Source organism: Methyloceanibacter sp. wino2, from assembly GCF_003071365.1.
GTDB lineage: Bacteria > Pseudomonadota > Alphaproteobacteria > Rhizobiales > Methyloligellaceae > Methyloceanibacter.
Genome location: NZ_CP028960.1, coordinates 365692 through 387783, shown reverse-complemented (window position 1 = coordinate 387783; position 22092 = coordinate 365692). Strand labels below are relative to the sequence as shown.

Genomic DNA, 22092 nt, shown 5'->3' with positions numbered 1-22092 from the left:
AGCGGGCCCGGGCTTAGTTGAGCCCGGCCACTTCCGCCACGAGTTCGCGAAAACGCGGCCGCTGCTGCTCGATATAGGGCAGGGGACGGCAGACATCGATCGTGGCGATCCCGATCCGCGTCGTCAGCGCTCCGTTGAAAACACCCTCGCCGAGCTTCCTCGATAGCCGCGCCGTGAGCCCGTGCCCGACGAGTTGCTGAATGACGTCGTCGCCCAGGGCGATCCCTCCCGTCAGCACGATGTGGGTGACCACCATGCGCGCGAGCTTCATCAACGAGAAGAAACCAGGCCGCGCGCCGTAGAGCGTCGCGAGCTTCCGCAGCATGCGCAGGTTCTGCGCGGCGACGAACATCATGTCGACGAGCGCATTGGGGCTGACCGCGGTCACGACCGAGACGCGCTTCGCGGACGAGGCCACGATGCTGCGTGCAACCGGATCGAGCGGCGCGACCAGCGTGCGCTCGCTGAGACGCAAGAGCTCCTCGGCGTTCATGATGTCGTTCTCATGCTCGGCGAGACGCTGCATGCCCCAGGCGAGGTCGTCGCGGCCGCGATAGAAGCGCTTCAGGCGCCGGGTCACGTCGATCGCGAGCGGCTTATCGTTTTGACGCGCGGCGCTGTCCGCTTCGTGACGGATCTTGTCGAGCCGGCCGAGGCGCATGAGGCCGGCGAGTTCGCGCAAGATGATCATGAGCAGCGCGAGCAATACGAGCGCGAGCAGCACGACGGCGACCCAGCCGATCCAGTCGTCGCGGGCGATCAGGGCGAGGACATAGTCGTACAGCCACAGGGACGCGAGGAGGCCGATCAGGCTGCCGAGCGCGCCGATGAAGATGCTGCCCCAGCGCAGGCCTCGCTCGAGCTTCGGCAGCCCCGCGACCTCGGCCTCCGTCTCCGGCGTACCCGGCAACGGTTCCGGCTCGGGCGCCATGACGATCTCCACGTCCTCCACCCGGAACGAGGCCGGTTTGCGCCGTGACGTGTCGGCGCCGTTCGATGTGGTCTTGCCGGATGCTGCTTTGGTCATGTCAGACGGTCTCCGAGAAGCACCTGCATGGCGCGGTCCAGCCGGATATTCGGGAAGGGTGCGAATCCGCCCGCCGGCAGAGGCTGTGGATCCGGCGGCCGGAAGCGCACGAAGCGCACGTCGGCGTCGCTGGTTTTCCAGCCCGACATCGCTTCCTGCGGATCGGCCGGGAGGTCACCCGGAAAGATCGCGAAGGCTTCAGTGCCGTCGAATGTGCGGTGGCCAATTTTCTCCCCGGGCAGCGGATAGCCGACAATGCAGGGCAGCGTTTTCGCCGTCCCTCTTGGCTTCGGCCTCGCGCGTCGCGCGGATCGCCGCCATCGCCAGCACCTTGACGTCGGAGCCGTGATGCTGCGCCTTCTCGATCGCCTTCTTGGCGAGCAGCGACAGGATCGCTTCGAGCCGGTCGTGACTCTCATGATGCAGGCGATCCGCCTTGGTTGCGGCCAGAACGATGCGGTCGATGCGCGGCGAGAACAGGCTCGACCACAGGCTGTTCGACCCTGTGCGGTAGCACTCCAAGATCTCGCGCATGGCTCGTTCCAGGTCCGTCATCGCCGCCGGTCCGCCATTGAGCGCGGAGAGCACGTCGATCAAAACGATCTGCCGGTCGAGCCGTGCGAAATGATCGCGGAAAAAGGGGCGGATGACGTGGCGCTTATAGGCTTCGAAGCGCCGCTCCATCAGGGACCATAGTGTATCCCGTGAGAAGCCGGTCTCGGTCTTCGCATCGAGCGGCGCGAAGGTCAGCGCTGGCGAGCCTTCGAGATCGCCCGGCATCAGGAAGCGCCCGGGCGGCATGGTCGACAAGGCATACTGATCGGCGCGGACCCCATGCAGATATGCCTTGAACAAATCCGACAAGGTCGCGGCGTGTGCCTCATCAGCGGGACCGGCGGGATCGGTCTGCGCGAGAGCTTCCTGCCAAGCCTTCGCCGCCGGGTTGCGGGCGGCATCGTAGCTACGCTTCACCGCATCCCGCGACCACTCTGCGTAACTGAGATCGAGCAGCGGCAGGTCGAGCAGCCATTCGCCGGGATAGTCGACAATGTCGATATGCAGCCGCTCGCGGCCGAGCTGGCGTTTCCAAAACTTGGCGGACTCGTATTCGAGCGTGAGCCGGAGCTGACTGATGCGTCGCGTGCTCTCGGGCCATTCCGGCGGGTTCGCCGTCAGGTCGGCCAGGTGCTTCTCATATTCGAACCGCGGAACAATCTCGTCCGGTTGCGGTTCGAGATAGGCGCGCAAGAGGCGCCCCTCCGCCGCGGGATCGAAAAAGGGCAGGCGCCCCCCCGACATGAGATTGTGCACCAGCGCGGAGATGAAGACTGTCTTGCCGGATCGCGCCAAACCCGTCACGCCGAGACGGATGGTCGGCGTCACCAGGTTCGATGCGTAGTCGCCGATATTGCGAACGGCATCGCCGGCGGCGTCGGTATAGGTCGAGAGTGGCACGCTACAGCTCTGTCCTTTCCTCGCTACCCCCGCCCGACCACGCCTGCGGCCGCTTCTGGAGAATGTGGCAGGGACCGGGATATTTGGTATCGCGCGGGTTCGCGCTGCACAACAAATGTGCGGATGAAGTGTACATGGTGCTTTGTCTGCGTGACGACCAGGCAAGAGCGCATGGCTCATCAATTTCTGTGTCTGTCAACAGCGACTGCGTCTTGACTTGCCAACGCGGTTCCGTAAATACGGGGCAGTCCGACGGGGGGTGCCGACACGGCGAGTGAACGCCGGTGCAGGCACCGAGCCAACAAGAACGGAACGCGTTTGGAATGTCTCTGATGGCGACTGCGAAAAAGAGCAAAACTCTCCCCGAGGACTACACGCCGTCGGAAGACGAACCGTTCATGAACGATCTGCAACGGGCCTATTTCCGGCGGAAGCTCCTGGACTGGCGCGACGAGATTCTGCGCTCGACCAAAGAAACTCTGGAGCACTTGCAGAACGACTCCGAACAGCACGCCGACATCGCCGACCGGGCGACGTCCGAGTCCGAACGTGCGCTTGAATTGCGCGCACGCGACCGCCAGCGCAAGCTGATCGCCAAGATCGACGAGGCGCTCGCGCGCATCGACGACGGCACCTACGGCTACTGCGAAGAGACGGGCGAGCCAATCAGCCTCAAGCGCCTCGATGCGCGTCCGATCGCGACCTTGAGCGTCGAAGCGCAGGAGCGGCACGAACGCCGCGAGCGCGTCTACCGCGACGAGTAAACTCTCACACTGCAGATAGGGGCGCGGCCACGCTTTCGAGCGGCTTCCGTTCGGCGTCGACCCCGTACCGCGCGACGATGACCGCTGCCGCGAGCATCAGTCCGGCCCCAAATAGGTAGCCGCCGAACAGGCTGAAGCGCGACCCGGTGTCGATCAGCGCGCCGAACAGGAACGGTGCGCCGATGCCGCCGACGCCCGTGCCCACCGCATAGAAGAACGCGATCGCCAGCGCGCGGACTTCCAGCGGGAACGTCTCGCTGACCGTGAGATAGGCCGAGCTCGCGGCCGCGGAGCCAAAGAAGAAGATCACCGTCCAGGCAAACGTTTGCCATGCGGCCGAGAGCACGCCCGCGGCGAAGAGCGCGCCCGTCAGCGCGAGCAGCAGTCCGGAAATCGCATAGGTAAGGGCGATCATGGTGCGGCGCCCGACCGTGTCGAAGAGGCGCCCGAGGAGCAAAGGTCCGAGAAAATTTCCCGCCGCGAAGGGGAGGAGGTACCAGCCCACCTGGCTGGCATCGATCCCATAGAAGTCGGTCAGGACCAGTGCATAGGTGAAGAAGATCGCATTGTAGAAGAACGCCTGGGAAGCCATGAGGGTGAGGCCCACAAGCGTGCGCTGCCGATGGAGATCGAACAGCGCATGCCAAACTTCGCGCAAGGGCGTGTGGCTCCGGGTCTGTATGCGAATGGCCGGCTCGTCATGATCCGGTACATGATGGCCGCGATTGCGGTGATGGTCCTCGATCTGGTCGAGGATGTCGTGCGCTTCGTCAGCGCGGCCATGGGTCATCAGCCAGCGCGGCGACTCCGGAACCCATCGGCGGATGATCAGGATCCCGAGACCCAAAACTGATCCAATGAAGAAGGCGGCGCGCCAGCCAATGTCGGGCGGTAGAAACGCGGGGTCGAGCAGCACGATCGACCCGGCGGCACCGGCGCCCGCCCCAATCCAGAAGCTGCCGTTGATGGCAAGGTCCGTATGGCCGCGATAGCGCGCCGGGATGAACTCCTGGATGGCCGACGCAATTGCTGTGTACTCGCCGCCGATCCCCGCGCCCGTGAGGAAGCGAAACAGAGCGAAGCTGGCGAAGTTCCAGGAGAACGCGGTGGCGGCTGTGGCGACGAGATAGACGCCGAGGGTGATCACGAAGAGCCGCTTGCGGCCCAGCCGGTCTGTGAGCCAGCCGAACAGCACCGCGCCGAGCACGGCCCCCGCGAGATAGAAGCTCGAGGCGAGGCCGACCTCCGCATTGCTGAGTTGAAGAACCGGGCTTTCTTTCAGGGCGCCGGCGACGGCGCCGGCGACAGTCACTTCGAGGCCGTCGAGGACCCAGGTGATGCCGAGAGCGACAACGATCAGCGTATGGAAGCGGCCCCAGCGCAGGCGGTCGAGGCGCCCCGGGACGGACGTCTCGACGATCCCGGTCTGGGGCGAATTGCTCACGTGCCGTCCAGCGTGTCCGGCCCGCTTCCGGGACGCGGCAGGACCGGGAAGTCGAAATAGGTATCGGGGAAGGGCTCCGGCTGGAACGTGAAGTGCCAGATCTCCTTCGGGTAGTTCTGAAAACCGTGACGGCCCATGACGTCGAGAAGGAGTTTGCGGTGCTTCTCCTCGTCCGGCGTGAGGCCCTTTGTGACCGTATTGGCCTTGGTGTCGAAACAGTCGAACCCGGTCCCCATGTCGAGCCCGTTGTCGGCCGGATCGCCTTCGGTGCAGGGCTCGGGCTTGTCGGGATCGGCTTCCGCGGGCGAGGGCTTGCTGCCGGTCGGCACGATGGTGACGTCGAGGGTCGCGCCGCGCGAGTGCCCGGATCGCGTGGCGATGTAGTTCGGGAACAGGTCTTTCTTCGACAGGTTCGGGTAATGCATCCGTTTTGCCTCCGGATCGTCCGGTTTCGACGACCACGCCACGAACGCGGCCACAGCCTGCGCTGGACGATAGCAATCGAAGACCTTGATCGAGTATCCGAGCGGCTTCAGATCGGCCTGTGCCGCCTTCAGCGCTTCGGCTGCCTCGCGCACCAGAATGCATTCCGGCGCGTCGTAGCCGGGCACGCGGCGTCCGGTGAAGTTGTCGCTGCCCGCGTAGCGCATGTCTTGTTGGATGGTGGGGTCCACGTCGCGCAGATACACGAAACTGTCGGGCATCGTGCTCTTCGGCGCGTTTTTGGTCGGCGTGCCGGCAGTGCTCATCGAGGCCCCGAGGAGGACGACCGCCGCCATCAGGGCGGCCCAAGCCAAACTGTCGCGCACGGTCATGGCCCGAGAATTCCAGCCGGGTATGACTGCGTCAACACGCACAAAAAAACTCCCCGCGTGAGGCGGGGAGTGGAGAGTGTTTGGGGGACTGACATGACTGGCATAACCAGTCGGTGTCGGACCATTAGCAGGGAACTGCCGGCGTTCTCACGGTTGGCGAACAAAGTTACCGGCGTTTGCTTCATCCGCTTGCCCGGGTGGGCCGCCGTAAGACCGTGAATTAACGCTAACGCAAGTGCGGGGGGACCTCAAGGAAAACCCGCCGTTGCACAAAAGCAACAGTCAATACGAAATGTCCTTTCGGACCCTAGGGTTGGCCCATTTTGGGTGCGGGCCTCGGGGCGGTTTTTGCGATCACCACGTCGCCGTGCGGCGGCTGGAGTGGTGCGGGACGGCCTTTGATTCCCGTTTCGACGACGAGATCGACTGGTCCGCCGATGATGAGGAGGTGCTCCACATCGTCCCGCCGCACGAGACACAGCTTGCGGTTCGGGTCGACCTGGGCCGTCTCCACCACCGACAGCCGCCGTTCGCGGCCCTTCTTGGTGGTCCCGGCCTCTCCCTGGCCAAACAAGGCTTTGAATGCCCAAACCGTCAGCACGAGCAAGGCGACGATGAAGAGGAGTGCCGCAATGCCCAGGATGGCGGTGTTGAGGTCGAAATCCATGGCCGTCGCTCCCTGGCGCTGGCTTCATACGAAAGCCAAACTTTACCGCACCTTAGCCCGATTGCCGCATGTTGAAACCTAGTTCATTCCTGGAGCGCGGATTGGCACTGGGCCTTCGTGACAATCTCCGGTCAAGCCAAGTCGAATCGGATACTTTCTCATGCCATGTCGGATATCGATGCGCCCATGCGCTACGCTGAACCCATGACGGACCGGACCAGCCGCGACGGCAGTATTACGCTCGTGGTTCTGTTGGCGCTGGCGCTCGCCGTCGCCGCGGTCGGTCTGGCCATGCTCAGCCGCGAAGTTGCCGAGCCCTTCGTGCTCGCGATCCTTGCGGCGCTCGCCGTCGTGGGCGTGTTCTGCCTATTTGCCGGCGCTGTCGGGATCCTGCATTTCGGCCAGCGTCACGAGCGCAACGACCTTACCAAGGACTTCGTCGACAACCTGCCTCACGGCGCGCTCATCGGCGATGCCTCGGGCCGTGTGTTCTACGCGAACCAGGCCTATCGGGAGCTTCTCGGCCTCGACGCCGAGGCGCCGGTTCCCGCACCCGATCGCGCCTTTGGCGGCAATCCGTATCTCGCCGAGCCGATCTTCCGGCTCGCCCGCGCGGCGCAGCAGGGACGGGCGCGCAAAGAAGAGTTCCGTTTGCCCCCGCCCGGCGAGGTCGAGGACGAATCCGCCGTCGAGCCCCGCTGGTTCCGGATTTCGGTGCAGCCCATGCCGCCGGAGGCAGGCTCGGGCCGGAAGGGTCAACTCACGGTCTGGCAGGTCGACGAGGTGACGCAGGATCGGGTGCGCGAGGAGTCGAGCTTTGCAAAGGTTCAGGCAGCCATCGACTATCTCGACAACGCCCCGGCCGGGTTCTTCACGGCGGATTCGGACGGCCGCATCGAGTATCTCAACGCCACGCTCGCGCAGTGGCTCAAGCTCGACCTGACCGACATAGCCGCCGCGCCGCCGAAGCTCTCCGACATCATGTCTCAGGACAACGCCGCGCTCCTGGCCGGCGCGGGCCGTGGCGATGCGCAAGGCACCGCACAGAGCGGCGTCCGGCGCTTCGACATTGACCTTCTCCGCACCGACGGCACCACGATGCCGGTTCGGGTGCTGCACCGTCTGCCGCGGGGCAATCAGTTCGCCCATATCCTCATTCTGAGCAGGGGACCCGGGGAGGCCCAGGAAGCCGGCTCCGCCGAGCTGCGCTTCACCCGCATGTTCCAGTCCTCGCCCTTCGCCATTGCCACGGTGGATGCGGAGGGCGCCGTCAGCGGAACCAACGCGGCTTTCTCGCGGCTGTTCGGCACTGACGCGGACGCCGATCCCGGCAAGACGAAGCTCGAGGATCTTGTCGACGGCGCGAACCGGCAGGCGTTGCACACGGCACTGGAGGCCGCCATTGCGGGCCAGGGCCTGATCGATGCGATCGACGTGACGTTTGCCGGCCCCGAGCCTCGCAGCGGCCGCATCTACCTCAGTGCCATCTCCGACAAGGACGACAAGAGCGAAGCAGTGATCGCTTACGCGCTGGACACGACCGAGCAGCGCGCGCTCGAAGCGCAATTCGCGCAGAGCCAGAAGATGCAGGCGGTGGGGCAGCTCGCCGGCGGTATCGCGCATGACTTCAACAACATGCTGACGGCGATCATCGGCTTTTCCGACTTCCTGCTCCTGAACCACCGGCCGACCGACCCGGCCTTTCAGGACATCATGAACATCAAGCAGAACGCGAACCGGGCCGCCGGTCTCGTTCGTCAATTGCTCGCCTTCTCGCGGCAGCAGACGCTGCGTCCGCAAGTGCTGCAGCTGGGCGATGTGCTGTCGGACCTTTCCATTCTGCTCGACCGTCTCTTGGGCGAGAACGTCGAACTCAGCCTGGATACGGCTGGCGACCTCTGGCCGGTCAAGGCGGATCTGCATCAGTTCGAGCAAGTCATCATCAATCTTGCGGTGAACGCGCGCGATGCCATGCCCGACGGCGGCAAGCTGGCGATCCGGACTGCGAATGTGGACGAAGCCCAGTCCCGCGAGTCCGGCGGCAGCCATATGCCGCCCGGCGAGTACGTGATGATCGAGGTCCGGGACACCGGCACCGGCATGAGCGAGGAGGTCAAGCAGAAGATCTTCGAGCCGTTCTTCTCGACCAAAGAGATCGGCCGCGGCACCGGGCTCGGACTTTCTACCGTCTACGGCATCATCAAGCAGACCGGCGGCTACGTGTATGTCGACAGCGAGGTCGGGAAGGGCACGGCCATGCGCGTCTACCTGCCGCGCCACGTGGAAGGCGCCGCCGAGGTCGACCAGGAGCCGGTCAAGCTGGAGCGCAAGCCCGAGAAGCCCAAGGATCTAACCGGCCGCGGTACGCTGCTGCTCGTCGAGGACGAGGATGCGGTGCGCAGCTTCGCGGCCCGGGCCCTCGGCACCCGCGGCTACGAAGTGCTGGAGGCTTCGACCGGTGCCGAGGCGCTGGAAGTCTTCGAGGAGCACGAAGGCAAGGTAGACCTCGTGGTGAGCGACGTGGTGATGCCGGAAATGGACGGCCCGACGCTCCTGAAGGAGATCCGCCAGAGAGACCCGGACATCAAGATCATCTTCATGTCGGGGTATGCGGAGGATGCGTTCAAGCGCAATCTCGACGAAAATGAAGAGTTCGGGTTCCTGCAGAAGCCCTTCGATCTCAAAACGCTGGCGGCGACCGTGAAATCCGCGCTTGAGGACTAGTCCGGCGGCTCCGTCCTCCGGGCTCTGCGGCCCCAAGGGGGGTTCCCTTGGGCGGAAATCGCGTCTAGGACGCCCCCTAACCATCCCTTTAGGAGACGACAAGCGTGCCAGACTACGAGGTCATGCCGTCCGACGAGGACGGCGACGACAACAAGCGCCGCAAACGGCATAAGAAGAAAAAGATGGGGCTGACCGTCGAGCGCTATGGCGGCCGGTTGCTTTATATGTGGTTCGGCATGCGCTTCATGACGCTGATGCGGCTGTTCTGGCGCGGCCGCTTCTCCTTCACGCTGAATTGCATTCCCGACACGCTGGCGCTCTTCCTGTTCGTGCCGTGGAACACACCGCTCACCTGGATCTCCGAGGCGATCTACAAGAAGAAGGCCGAGAGCCTCAAGCTCGACACGCCGCCGATCTTCGTCGTCGGCCATTGGCGCAGCGGCACCACGCTGATGCACGACCTCTTCTCGGAAGATCCGAACCTGGCCTTTCCGACGACCTATGAGTGCTTCGTTCCGCACCACTTCCTGCTGACGGAAGGCACGCTCGATCACCTGGCCAAGGGCCTCCTGCCCAAGCGCCGGCCGCAGGACGACGTGCCGGTAGGCTTCGACCGGCCCCAGGAGGAAGAGTTCGCCATGCTGATGCTGGGGCAGGGCTCGCCCTTGATCACGATGGCATGGCCGCGGCTCGGCCCCCAGGACACCGACTTCATCGACTTCGACGGCGTGCCCGAGGCGGAGGTCCAGCGCTGGGCGGACGCGTATATGTGGTTCTACCGGCGTCTGATGGTGAAGCATGGCAAGACGCTCGTGATGAAGACGCCTCCGAACACCGCGCGGATCAAGCTGCTGACGAAGCTTTTCCCGGACGCGCGCTGGGTGCACATCTCGCGCAGTCCGCTGAAAGTGTTTCCGTCCACTGTCAAGCTGTGGCGCGCACTCTATTCGGCGCAAGGCCTGCACAACCCGCCTCAGTGCGACGAATGGCTCGACGACTACGTCTTGGACCTCATGGAGCGTGTCACAACCGTCTATGAGCGCGACAAGCATCTGATCCCCAAGGAGAACCTCTACGAAATTCGCTACGAGGATCTCGTGAAGAACCCGATCGATTCGATGCGGGACATCTACGAAAAGCTCCGTCTAGAGAGCTTCGATGAGGCGGAAGGTCCGATGCGCACGTTTCTCGCCGACCGCTCGGACCATAAAGTCTCAAGCTACAAGATGCCGAAGGACCTCACGAAGCGCATCGCGGATCGGCTGAAGCCCTTCATCGACGCCCACGGCTATCGCGAGGTTGTTGACGCCGCGCTCGCTGAGCCGGACGCCGAGGGCGAGCCGAAGGTTCCGGAGACGGCAACTTCGTAGAACGCGGCGCGTGGCTGCTCGCAACAAAGCCGGTCAGAACGAAGCCGCCTCGTCGAGGTCGTCGTGGGTGACGAGCGCCAGGATCTCATTGGACGCGAAACCCAGTGACATGGGCCGGAAGACGCCTTCCACCACGGCGACATCGTAGAGCTCGCCGATGGCGCCATCGATACGGAACCAGTGCACGACGGCGCCTGTTTCCAGGTCGATGACCTGCACGCCGCACCATGGTTCGGAGTCCGTTTCGGCGAGCTTCTTGTCCAGCGCTAGGCCCTCAAATCGCTCGTAGCGCGGTTTGGAGAGGCCGACGAAGGCGTATTTGCCGTGGAAGCCGAGGCCCCGCACGAAGCCCGGGCAGAATGCGACCACGTGAAGTCTCGCGTCGGCGGCCTTGTCCGCGGTCTCCACCCAGCATAGCTCGCCGGTGCCCGAGTTCAGAACATAGAGCCTGCCGTTGTACATGCGCGGGGAGTGCGGCATCGAAAGCCCGCCGACGACGATCTCGCCCGTGGCGACGTCGATGATGATGCCGCCGTCATAGCGCCGGTCGCGCCAGCCGTCGATCGTGTCGGACTTGCTGACCGCCGTGACGTAGCGGGGGACGCCGTCCTCCATGGCGAGGCCGTTCAGATGGCAACGGTCTTCCTTCACGATCTTCGAAATGAACGGCGGCTTCCAGAGCGGCGTGAAGCTGTGACGCGACGACGGCGTCGCCAGACAATTGAAGAGTGTGTTGACGAACACGATCCGTCCGTCCTTGAGCAGGCCGACATCATGGGCGTCGATCTCGCCTGTTACGAACAGTTCGCGCGGGACATAACAGGCGTCATACAGATTGTTGATCTGCTGCTGGGGTCCCAGAACGTTCTTGAAGCGGATGATCTGAAACAGCGTCGCAAGCAGGATCGTGTCCTTGTCGGGGACGGCGATACCCATGGCCTTGCGGAAGAACCGTTCGTCGACGAGGAGTCCGCCATCGGTGTTCTGGCCGAGCAGGTAGAACTTGCCCGACTGATAGGACGAGATCCCGAGCCCGATCCCGCTGTTGCCGAGAAACCCCGAAAAACCCGGCGACATCGAATATTTGACCTGCGGCTGCTCCGGCGCTTTCGGCTCTTCCGTCGCGGCGTCCTGCCCGGCTCCGGCAGTGGCCTGAGCGCTTGGCTGCTCGTCGCGATCGGTCATGTTCATCCTCTCCGGAACTTCCGCGGCCAAACCGTGTTGCGTGGGCGCCCGATAAAGTCGCGGCGCATCCGCGCAAACGTAGTAGAGCGCCCGGCCGTGAATGACAACGCGCGATCGGCGTCAGTGCGCGAGCGACGGAGCGAGCCGGCCCGGTAACCGGTCGTTAGGACTTCGGACCCCGAAAGCGCCTTGCAGACCCGTTCTGTCTCACGGTGGCACGCTTCGGCGCAAACCATTCAACTTGTATGCAAGTTGGGCTCGTCTTGTCTGCACCCGTCCGTATCGTCCCAGGAGCGGATGTCCGGCAACTGCATAGGGAGCAGCGCCGGCTTGGGGTCTAGGGGGAAACTATGTCCAAGCTGTCAGCACGGGTGCCCGTGCTGCTGTCATTGCTCGTGGCCGCGGTCGCGGGCGGCAGCCAGCATGCCTATGCCGATTGCACAGGCACAGCCCCCAACTTCGAATGTTCCGGCGGCAGCGCGGAGCAGGCCATCGACACCGACAATGCGACAGTCGTCACGCTCCCTGGCTTCAGCGTCTCCGCGACCGACCAGGCCGCGCTTTCGATCTCGGGCAAGGGCCAAATCACCTATACGGACGCGAATGCTTCCTCCCTTGCTTCAGTGCTGGAGACGGCACTGTCCGTGTCCTCCACCGGCAACGACGGCTCGACGCCGGGCGGCGTTGACGTCAGCACGAACGGAACGCTCAGCGGTGCAATCGGCATCGACGCGACAAACTACGGAACGGGCTCGCTGAGTATCGACGCCCTCGGTGCAGTCGAAGGCACGAACGGAAACGCGATCACCGCGCTCAACAGGAATGCCAATGGCGGGGGTCTCTCGATCCTCACTACAGAGACGGTGGTGGCCAAGCGCACCGGCATCAGCGCCACCAACTACGGAACCGGCCTTCTGAGTATCGACACAAGCGCCGGCGTCACCGGCGAGACCGGCATCGAGGCCGTGAATCGCGGCGCCGGTTCACTCGCGGTGGACGCGCGCGGACCCGTCACGGGCACGCTGTACAACGGCATTTCGGCGACGAATTTCGGCACCGACCTTTCGATCACGACAGAGGACGCCATCTCGGGCGCCATCACAGGCATCAAGGCCAGCAATTTCGGTCTTGGATCGACGACGATCGAGACCGGCGGCACGGTCGATGGGCTCAGCGCTCACGGGATCGAGGTGGTCAACGAGAACGCAAACTCGAACAGCCTGACCGTTATTACCAAAGGCGCCGTGACCGCCAGCCAGATAGGCATCAGCGCCGTCAATCACGGCAGGGGCCCGCTCACCGTGCAAACGATCAGCTCCGTCAGCGGTGAGACCGGCATCGATGCCGCCGGCGAGGGGGCAGGTTCCCTGTCGATCGATGCGGGCGGAACGGTCACCGGCACGAGTTCCAACGGCATCACCGCCAAGACCTACGGCACGGATCTTTCGGTTACCACCACGGATACGGTTACAGGCGCGCGCACAGGCATCGCCGCGACGAATTACGGGACCGGCACCTTGACGATCGACACGCAGGGCGACGTCACCGGGACCAGCGGATCCGGCATTCAGGCGTTGAACACGGCCGGCACGGATCTTTCGGTTTCGACCGCCGCGGGAACCACCGTGAGCGGACAAACTGGTATAGCTGCGGACAATGGTGGCAGCGGCACGCTGAACCTCGATATCGCCGGCAACATCGAGGGCACCGCCGCCGAGGGCATCTCCGCCACGAACAGCGGCGCAACGTCGATGATCTCAACGCAAAGCGGGGCGAGCGTTCGCGGCGCAACGACCGGCCTGCGGACCGTTCACGAAGGGGCCGGCGCGTTGACCTTGGATATCGCGGGCGCCGTGGAGGGTTTGGGCGGCGAAGGTCTCTACGCCACCAGCAGCGGCTCGGAGGCGATCACCCTGAACACGACGGGAAATATCTCCGGCACGACGGACGGCGTCTATCTGGGCCATGGCGGCGGCGGCGCGATCAATGTCGACATTGGCAACGGCAGCATCGTCTCGAGCTCCGGTACGAACGCCGACGACTTCGCGATCGAGACCTCGGGCGGCCGGACGAACCTTGTCGTCAGCGGCACGCTGAACGGCGGTGCCGGCGGCGCGGCGAAGTTCGATCGGAGCGAGGTCAACGCGTTCAACGACCGGATGGAGCTGCATCCGACCGCCGCCGTAACCGGCAAGGTCCTGGCGGGTCCCGGCATAGACACGCTGGCGTTCGCCGGCGGAGGACACGGCACATTCGATCTCGACGACATCGACACAGGCGACCGGACGAAGCAGTTCCAGGAATTCGAGATTTTTCAGATCGACAGCGGCACGTGGAGCTTCGACGGCACCACGCCATACACTTTCACCCTCAACGGCGGCACACTGAAGGGCACCGGCACGTTCGGCGAGGTGATTTCGAATGGCGGCACGATCTCTCTCGGCAACTCGATCGGGACCATGACGATCAACGGCGACTTGACCCTCCGCAGCGGTTCCGTGTTCGAAGTCGAAGTAAACGCGGATGGTCGAAACGACACGGCCATCGTCAACGGCTCCGTGAACCTCACCGGCGCGACGTTGCGGGTGCTGGCCCAGAAGGGCAGCTACAAGACGCGCACCAACTACACGATCATCGAGAATGACGGGTCCGACGCCGTCAACGGCAGGTTCGCCCGGCTCGAAACCAATTATGCGTTCCTGACCCCGAGCGTCGTCTATGACGGCGGCGACGGCAACGACGTGGTCCTGACCCTCCTGCGGACGGTCGTCCCGACCACGGGCAGCGGCAGTGGCGCCGGCGGAAGCGGCACGGGCGGCGTCAGCTATCTCAGCTTTTGCTCGGTGGCCGAGACCAAGAACCAATGCAACGTGGCGGAGGCGCTCGATGCGTTTCCGGCCGACAATGCGCTCTTCTACTCCGTCCTGACTCAGACCGAGGAGGGCGCGCGCGAAGCCTTCAATGCGCTGTCGGGCGAGATCCACGCGACGGTCGCGGGCACGCTGGTGGACGACAGCCGCTATGCGCGCGACGCCGTCATGGGCCGCTTGATGCAGGCGAACCACCGCGGCGGGGCGCTCGGCTCCAGCGGGCCGCTCGTCGCCAGTTACGGCAACCAAGACATGATGCTCGGCGGGACGGGCTATTACGACGGCAAGACGCTTGTCGACCAGCCGCAGCCACTGGCGTTCTGGACCCAAGGCTTCGGCGCCTGGGGTGACTTCGGTGGCAACAAGAACGCAGCCTCGGCAGATCGCAATCTCGGCGGCTTCATCTCCGGCATGGATGCGAACATCGACGACACTTGGCGCGTCGGTGTGGCGACGGGTGCGTCTTTCTCCGATGTGAGCGTGGACCAGCGTTACAGCACCGCCAACGTGCAGAGCTACTATCTCGGCGGCTATGCCGGCGGCATGGCCGGTGACTTCGCGCTACGCGGCGGCGGCCTGTGGGCCTGGAGCGAAGTCGAGACATCCCGCGCAGTGGTCTTCCCGGGCTTCTACGAACGCCAGAACGCAAGTTACGACGCGGACACGGGCCAGCTCTTCGGCGAGGTTGCCTACCCGACGCAAATGAACGGCGTCGATCTCGAGCCCTTTGCAGGTCTCGCCTATGTGTCCGTCGAGAGTGGCGGCTTCACCGAGAAGGGCGGGGCGGAAGCGTCCTTGCACGGCACGAATTTCTCTCAAGACGTGGGCTACACGACGCTGGGTATTCGCGCCGCGAAGACCGTGATGTGGGGCGATATGGAAGTGACCCCGCATACGGAAGTGGCCTGGCTGCATGCCTTCAACGACGTCACGCCGGGTGCCTCGCTCGCGTTCGCTACGACGGGCAGGGGCTTCGACGTGACCGGCGTGCCGCTGGCTGAAAACTCAGCGCTCCTGGATGCGGGCCTCGACTTCGCGATCAGCGACCAGCTCTCCGCCGGTGTATCCTACTCGGGCCAGTATGCGGACGACATTTCCGACAACGCCGTCAAGGGCCGTTTGACCTGGCTGTTCAACTAGTTTGAACAGGTTTCGCCGCGCTTATTGCCACTCTTGCAACTTGCCGGTTCGCCCACGAATCTGTGAGGGTCGTACCCTGAGAGCTTGACGATCTCACCGGGCAGGGTGCGCCCGGGTTCAAGGCTCGTTTGGGGGACATCATGCGGCAAGGTGCCCTGAGGCGGCAGCTCTTGCTCTCCACGACGATGTTGGCAGCGACGATCACGGGATACGGTCGACGCGCACATGCCGACCAGATCTGCGATCAGCAAGGATCGACAACGACGTATGTCTGCCAGGGCACGAGCTCGGACCCGCAGAACCTCATCGACATCGACAACGTACAAGTCGTCACGGCCGATCCCTTCAGCGTCAGCACGATCATCTCCTATGCCATCACCATCAGCGGTGACGGTGCGCTGTCCTATACCGACTACAATGGTGCCACGCTCTCCTCCGATATCGACAACGCCTTCTACATCAAGTCCTACGGGGACGATGGCTCCACGCCGGGCAGCGTGACGGTCGTTTCGAACGGGACGTTCAATGGCGACTTCCAGTCCTACAATTTCGGCACGGGAAACCTCTCCATCACGCTGAACGAAGGCGGCAGTGTCAGCGGCGGCGGTTGGGGCATCTATGCCGACAACCGTGGTTCGTCGGCCTATGTAACGGTCAACGGCGAGGTGACCGCCGATATCGGCGTGTTCGGGGAGGCCGGCACGGGCGTTTACGTCAACAACGACGGCAACGGCCCGCTCGTCGTCACGATTGGTGCCTCCGGCAGCGTCTCGGCCGAGGGGTACGGTATCAATGCCAAGGCCACAGCCGGCCCGCTCACGATCAATGCCTATGGCGACGTGACCGGCAAGAACGACGCGGCCATCGCCGCATACAGTTTCGCAGGCACAGACATTACGGTGACGACGGGCGCGTACGCCACCATTACGGGCACGACCGGGTTCGCTGTCGACAGCGATGGCTACGGTGAGATTGCCATCAGCGTCTATGGCGATGTGACCGGCACGGACGGAGATGGCGTAGGGGCTTCGAGCAGCCGCGGAACGGACATTTCGGTCACTGTCGGCGCCGGGTCGACCGTCAGCGGCTATTCGGACGGTGTCGACGTGGGCAACGACGGTTCCGGCAGCGTGACGGTGTCGGTCAATGGCACCGTGAGCGGCGGCAACTCCGGCATAGAAGCGTTGAACTCGTCCGGAACGGACGTGACGGTAACGACCGGCACAGGCAGCTCGGTCATCGGCACCTATACCGGCATCAGCGTCATGAATGCCGGAAGCGGCGCGACCACGATCAGCACGAATGGTGATGTCACTGGGCAAACTGGAATCGAGGTCAACAACTACACTGGAAACAACGCACAGATCCAAGTTGGGGCAGGCAGCACGGTCAGAGCAACCAGCGGCAGCCAGTACGCGGTGTATGTCCGGTACGGAGGCGCCGATATCAGCGTCGCAGGCGCGGTGAAAGGGTCCCGCGCCGTTCGGTTCGATCAAGCCAACGCCTACGTTAACACGCTGACGATCGAGGCCACCGCGGACATCGACGGCACGGTGAGCGCCGGTCCCGGAAAGAACGACGCGCTGATCCTCTCAGGCCCCGGGCAGGGCGAATTCGACCTCGACGACATCGATACCGGTTCGGGCACGCGGCAATTCCGGAATTTCGAAACCTTCGAGATGGAGAGCGGCAATTGGACGTTCACCGGCGGGACGTCCATGCCGCTCACCGTCATGGGCGGCGTGGTGAAGGGCACGGGTACGTTCGGCATGCTCGACATCATCGGCGCCACGCTGGCTCCCGGCAATTCCATCGGGACCATCCGCGTCAATGGCGGTCTCACGCTTTCCGGCGGCGCCGTCTACGAGGTCGAAGTGGATGCGGCGGGGAACGCCGACAAGGTCGTCGTCAAGGGGACGGTCGATCTCACCGGCTCGGCTTTGCGCGTGCTCGCCGCGAACGGCGACTACAAGCAGAGCACCGACTACACGATCATCGACAACGACGGAGGCGACGCCGTCAAAGGGCGGTTTGGGTCCGTCGAGCACGAGTTCGCCTTTCTGAAGCCGAGCGTCGACTATGACGGCGGGGACGGCAACGACGTGGTGCTGACGCTGACGCGCTATCACGGCACCCACAATGGCGGCGGCCCGAGCTTCTGCTCGGTGGCCGACACGCAGAACCAATGCCATGTCGCCAAGGCGCTCGATCGCTTCCCGACGACCAATCCGCTGTTCCTCTCAGTTCTGTTCCAATCCGCCGAAGGCGCACGGCAAGCCTTCGATGTGCTGTCGGGCGAAATCCATGCGACGGTGGCGGGAACGCTCGTGGACGACAGCCGCTACGCGCGCGAAGCGGTGCTGGGGCGTATGATGCAGGCGAGCCATGCAGGCGGAGCGCTGGGGAACGGTGGACCGCAAGTAGCGAATTACAATGCCGGTGCCATGCGTCTCGGCGGCACCGTCACTGGCGAAGAGGTTATAGCCGAAGCCGCATCTCCACCGCTGGCCTTCTGGACGCAAGGCTACGGTGCCTGGGGCACGTTCGATGGCGACGGCAATGCCGCCACGGCGGACCGCAATCTCGGCGGGTTCATTTCCGGCATGGATGCGCGCGTCGCCGGCTCCTGGCGCGTTGGCGTGGCGACTGGCGCGTCTTTCTCCGACGTAAGCGTCGAGCAGCGTTTCAGCGGCGCCAACACCAAGACCTATCATCTCGGCGGCTACGTGAACGGCGATCTCGCAGGCTTCGCGCTGCGTGGCGGCGGCCTTTGGGCCTGGAGCGAGATCGAGACCTCCCGCGCAGTCGTCTTCCCGGGCTTCTACGAACGCCAGAAGGCGGACTACGATGCCGACACGGGCCAGCTCTTCGGCGAGGTCGCATATCCCACGCAAGTTGCCGGCATCGAGTTCGAGCCTTTCGGCGGCTTCGCTTACGTTTCCGTCGAGAGTGAGGGGTTCGGCGAGAAGGGCGGCGCGCAAGCATCCTTGCGCACGTCCGGCATCGACCAGGGCGTGGGCTACACGACCGTCGGTCTGCGCGCGGCCACGACGATGCTGTGGGGCACCATGCAGGTAACGCCGCACGTCGAAGGCGCCTGGCTGCATGCTTTCGACGACGTGACGCCGGGCGCCTCGCTGGCCTTCGCCACTACCGGCATCGGCTTTGATATCGACGGTGTGCCGCTGGCCGAGGACAGCGCACTCTTGGATGCAGGCGTCGACCTCGCAGTGACGGACCGGCTCTCGGCCGGCGTCTCTTACCAAGGCCAGTATGCCGACAGCGTCTCCGACAATGCCGTCAAAGGCCGCTTCACGTGGCTGTTCAACTAGGTCGAGTCGAGGGTGCACTTGCACCAGTGGTCGTGATACCTGTCTGAGAGCCTCAGCATTTCGGAAGTCTCCGGTGCGCTCCAATCAAACGACGTCTCCCTCGCGACTTGAGTTCGTTCAGGTCGGTTCGCGGCGCTACACGCTCATCGTGCTCACGGCGTATTTTGCGCTCGCGCATCTCGATCGGCAGGTGCTCGCGGTGACGTTGTCGCCGATTGGACGCGAGTTCGCGCTCAGCGATATCCAGCTCGGACTACTGTCCGGTTTGGCCTTCGCGGTGCTCTTCTCCACGCTGGGATTGCCGCTCGCCTTGGCGGTGAGCAGTCTCAACCGCCGCAACGTGATCGCCATCACGATTGCCGTGTGGAGCGCCATGACCATGCTGTGCGGGCTCGCGCAGAACTTCTGGCAGCTCTTCTTGGCGCGCGTGGGCGTCGGGGTCGGCGAAGCCGGCGCCTTGCCCGCAAGCCACGCCATCATTTCGGACCGCTACGAGCCGCGCGAACGTGCGGGCGCCATGGGCGTGTTCATGTCCGGTGCGAACATCGGAACGGCGCTCGCCCTGGTCGGGGGCGGGTTCGTGGCGCAGTTCTTTGGCTGGCGCGCGGCGCTTCTGCTTGCGGGGTTGCCGGGCCTGGTGCTGGCCGGGATCATTCGGTTGACCGTGCCCGAACCGCCGCGACCGCACGACGATGCCGGCAGGGCCACGCTGCGGCTCTCCTTGTTGTCCGAGACCGTGGCCAAGATCTTTCGCGCGCCCCCGATGGCTTTGATGGTGCTGGCCACAGTCCTGAACACGATCACGACCTTCGGCATGGTCGCCTGGCTGCCGACATTTCTTGTCCGCGAGCACGGCATGGTGTTGTCCGCCGTCGGCCTGTATCTCGCCGCAGCCATCGGTGTGGCGGGCGCTCTTGGAACGATGTTCGGCGGGCAACTCGCGGGGCGCCTCGCTTTGTGGCGGGCACATTGGATCGCGTGGACGCCCGCCGTGATACTGCTCCTCACGAAGCCCTTCGCCATTGCGGGGTTGCTGGCTGGGAGCAAGGCGACCGCACTGTTGCTGTTGCTCGTCCCGTGCGCTCTCGGCGCCGTCTATATCGCGCCGACGATTGCGGTGCTGCACGCCGCGCTGCGGAGCGAAGAGCGGCCCGTCGGGTCCGCGCTGTTGTTGTTCGGTATGAACATGATCGGCATGGTCCTCGGACCGCTGATCGTCGGCGCAGTTTCCAACGGCTTCGATGCTTCCGGCGGCAGTCTCGGCGCCGGGCTGGTCGCGGTCCAAGCCTTCGGGATCACCGGTGCTATCGTGTTTCTTGTGGCTGGTTGGACCATCGGCGCGGCACCGGAAGAGCGTGAGCCACAGCAGGGTCCAGCAACAAGCACTCAAGCAGCCGCTAGGCGATAGTGCAAACGAGCAAGCGCTCAAGCAGCCGTTAGGCGATTGTGCAAACGAGCAAGCGCTCAAGCAGCCGTTAGGCGATAGCGCAAACGAAAAGTGCGCCGCCCCGAAGGACGACGCACTTAACTTCCCTCAAATCCGTGTGCGGACGAGTGCCGCTACACCGCGTCCTTGGCCGCCTTGACCGGGCGCGCCTTGATGACCTTCCGTGCAGGCTTGGCCTTGAACACGGTCGGCTCCTTGGTGAAGGGATTGATGCCTTTACGGGCGCGAACGGCCGGCTTCTTGACGACCACGAATTTGGCGAAGCCCGGCAGCATGAACTCGCCGTTCTTCTTCATTTCCTTGTAGCCGACGGTCGCAAGCGTCTCGAGAACGTCTTTGACGTCCTTCTTGGTCATGTCGAGCTGGTCGGCAATCGTTTGGATGAGTGCGGTCTTTGTAAGCATTATGTAGCGCTCCTAAAGTAGGACGGCGCTCGCAAAAGCCCGTGGGTACAAGCCTTCTTCGCCGTCCGAGCCAGGTCCGGCTCTTCATACCCATTGAGGGATGGCCGATTCGCACGGCTTTGTCTGCTTTTTTGGAAACGGCCTGTGAGTATTTCGCCCGTAAATTACAGGGCGAATCGCATTTTTAGCCCGCCTTGGGCCCGTCCGCGGGAGGCTCGTCGGCCGTCGGCGCGTCGTCGTGGACGGCCGCATTGGGGACCACGTCGCTGCGGGCGGCAATGTCCCAGACGGCGATGAACAAGGCCGCGATCAGTGGGCCGACCACCAAGCCGTTCAGGCCGAGAAGCGCGATGCCGCCCAGTGTCGAGATCAAGACGACATAGTCGGGCAGGGCCGTGTCCTTGCCGACGAGGTAGGGTCGCAGCAGGTTGTCGACGAGACCGATTACGCCCGCGCCGAACGCCATGAGAATGAGGCCCTTGCCGATGTCGCCGGTGGCGATGAGATAGACCGCGACCGGGAACCACACGATCGAGGCCCCCACCGCCGGCAGCAGCGACAGGAAGGCCATCACCACGCCCCAAAGCACGGCTGCATGGATGCCCAGCGCCCAAAAGATGAGACCGCCTAGAAAACCTTGCGCGATGGCGACCAGGATCGTGCCTTTGACCATGGCGCGCACGACGACTGCGATCTTTTCGAACAAGGCGCCCTTGTACTCGCTGGCGAGGGGAACCGCGTGGATGATCTTCTGCGAGAGCTTGCCGCCGTCGCGCAGAAAGAAATAGAGGAGGTAGAGCATGATCGAGGTGCCGAGCAGGACGTTGGCCGTGCCTTGCCCCACGAGGACCGCCTGCGTCGCGAAGAACTGGCTGCCTTCGGCGAGGAGCGAGATGACTCGCGCCTGCATGTCGGCCACGTCCGTCACCCCGAAATGAGCCAGGAAGTCTGTCGCCCAAGTCGGCAGCGCATCGAGGAAGCGCTGAAGTATCGTGCCGAGATTGACGTCCCCCGACTGGATGTTCTCGTAGAGCGTAGTCGCCTCGCTGACGATCGATGCGCCCGTGAACGCCACGGGGACCAGCACGATCCCGACGATGCTGAGCAGAGTCAGGAACGTGGCCAAGTTCGGCTGGTTCGGAAGGTGACCGATGAACCACCGCTGCACCGGCGAGAAGACCAAGGCCAGGATCACCGCCCACAGAACGGCGCTGTAGAACGGCAGCAGGATCCAGGCAAAGGCCAGCGACACCAGCACGAGCAGCAGGACGAACATCTTGTCCTGTAGGGCGCCCTTTTCCACTTGGCGGCTCATGCGTTGCGCTCCTTGCCTCGGTTGGGATCAATCATAGTGATTCATGATCCGCCACGAAGCGCTTTTCCCGGTGCGGGACCTGGATCCCCCGGCAAATCCGCTATACGCAGCGAGAACATCTTGCGAACATAGA

General features: G+C 64.0%; 13 protein-coding genes and 1 pseudogene. 6 read left to right on the top strand and 8 right to left on the bottom strand.

The annotated features are described in order from the left end of the window. Window positions 1-13: 13 nt before the first annotated feature. Both DCY11_RS01825 and DCY11_RS01820 read right to left on the bottom strand, forming a co-directional pair. Window positions 14-1027, bottom strand: coding sequence for a YcjF family protein (locus DCY11_RS01825; RefSeq protein WP_108680962.1), 1014 nt, complete (start codon window positions 1025-1027; stop codon window positions 14-16). Continuing rightward, window positions 1024-2482 (bottom strand): annotated as a pseudogene (locus tag DCY11_RS01820) (YcjX family protein). The gene DCY11_RS01825 and the pseudogene DCY11_RS01820 overlap by 4 nt, the downstream one beginning before the upstream one ends. A gap of 332 nt (window positions 2483-2814) precedes the next feature. On the opposite strand from DCY11_RS01820, the gene dksA reads away from it, so the two are divergent. Then, window positions 2815-3246 (top strand): RNA polymerase-binding protein DksA, encoded by a 432-nt coding sequence (dksA, locus tag DCY11_RS01815; protein WP_069445248.1) that lies wholly within the window; start codon window positions 2815-2817, stop codon window positions 3244-3246. A 4-nt stretch (window positions 3247-3250) separates the two neighbouring features. Here the strand turns inward: dksA and DCY11_RS01810 are convergent, their stop codons facing one another. The 3 genes from DCY11_RS01810 to DCY11_RS16100 all read right to left on the bottom strand — a co-directional run bounded on the left by DCY11_RS01810 (window position 3251) and on the right by DCY11_RS16100 (window position 6172). Next, window positions 3251-4690, bottom strand: a complete 1440-nt coding sequence (locus tag DCY11_RS01810; protein ID WP_108680960.1) for an MFS transporter — start codon at window positions 4688-4690, stop codon at window positions 3251-3253. Further along, entirely contained in the window at window positions 4687-5547 is an 861-nt protein-coding gene (locus tag DCY11_RS01805; RefSeq protein WP_208430494.1) for a M15 family metallopeptidase, read from the bottom strand. Before DCY11_RS01805 ends, DCY11_RS01810 begins: the two co-directional genes overlap by 4 nt. Before the next feature lie 265 nt (window positions 5548-5812). Beyond that, on the bottom strand, window positions 5813-6172 hold the full coding sequence (locus DCY11_RS16100) for a flagellar biosynthetic protein FliO (RefSeq protein WP_108680956.1): 360 nt from the start codon (window positions 6170-6172) through the stop codon (window positions 5813-5815). 165 nt (window positions 6173-6337) lie between these two features. Here DCY11_RS16100 and cckA point away from each other — a divergent pair, with 165 nt between their 5' ends. Both cckA and DCY11_RS01790 read left to right on the top strand, forming a co-directional pair. Then, the gene (gene cckA, locus DCY11_RS01795) at window positions 6338-8896 is read left to right on the top strand and encodes a cell cycle histidine kinase CckA (protein ID WP_108680954.1); all 2559 of its coding nucleotides are present in this window, start codon (window positions 6338-6340) and stop codon (window positions 8894-8896) included. A 104-nt stretch (window positions 8897-9000) separates the two neighbouring features. Beyond that, window positions 9001-10266 carry a sulfotransferase gene (locus tag DCY11_RS01790; RefSeq protein ID WP_159079728.1) on the top strand — a complete coding sequence of 422 codons (1266 nt, stop codon included), beginning with the start codon at window positions 9001-9003 and terminating at the stop codon, window positions 10264-10266. A gap of 33 nt (window positions 10267-10299) precedes the next feature. Here the strand turns inward: DCY11_RS01790 and DCY11_RS01785 are convergent, their stop codons facing one another. Further along, window positions 10300-11451, bottom strand: coding sequence for a TIGR03032 family protein (locus DCY11_RS01785; protein ID WP_208430493.1), 1152 nt, complete (start codon window positions 11449-11451; stop codon window positions 10300-10302). A gap of 350 nt (window positions 11452-11801) precedes the next feature. On the opposite strand from DCY11_RS01785, the gene DCY11_RS01780 reads away from it, so the two are divergent. The 3 genes from DCY11_RS01780 (at window position 11802) to DCY11_RS01770 (ending at window position 20201) form a co-directional block, all read left to right on the top strand. Then, window positions 11802-15461, top strand: a complete 3660-nt coding sequence (locus DCY11_RS01780; RefSeq protein ID WP_108680948.1) for an autotransporter domain-containing protein — start codon at window positions 11802-11804, stop codon at window positions 15459-15461. Between the two features lie 140 nt (window positions 15462-15601). Then, window positions 15602-18793 carry an autotransporter domain-containing protein gene (locus tag DCY11_RS01775; protein WP_108680946.1) on the top strand — a complete coding sequence of 1064 codons (3192 nt, stop codon included), beginning with the start codon at window positions 15602-15604 and terminating at the stop codon, window positions 18791-18793. 73 nt (window positions 18794-18866) lie between these two features. Next, window positions 18867-20201, top strand: a complete 1335-nt coding sequence (locus DCY11_RS01770; RefSeq protein ID WP_159079727.1) for an MFS transporter — start codon at window positions 18867-18869, stop codon at window positions 20199-20201. Window positions 20202-20353: 152 nt separating this feature from the next. On the opposite strand, the gene DCY11_RS01765 is transcribed toward DCY11_RS01770, so the two are convergent. Next, complete coding sequence (locus tag DCY11_RS01765; protein ID WP_045366533.1) at window positions 20354-20644, bottom strand: HU family DNA-binding protein; 291 nt, start codon at window positions 20642-20644, stop codon at window positions 20354-20356. Window positions 20645-20828: 184 nt separating this feature from the next. Beyond that, window positions 20829-21959, bottom strand: a complete 1131-nt coding sequence (locus tag DCY11_RS01760) for an AI-2E family transporter (RefSeq protein WP_108680941.1) — start codon at window positions 21957-21959, stop codon at window positions 20829-20831. Window positions 21960-22092 lie beyond the last annotated feature (133 nt).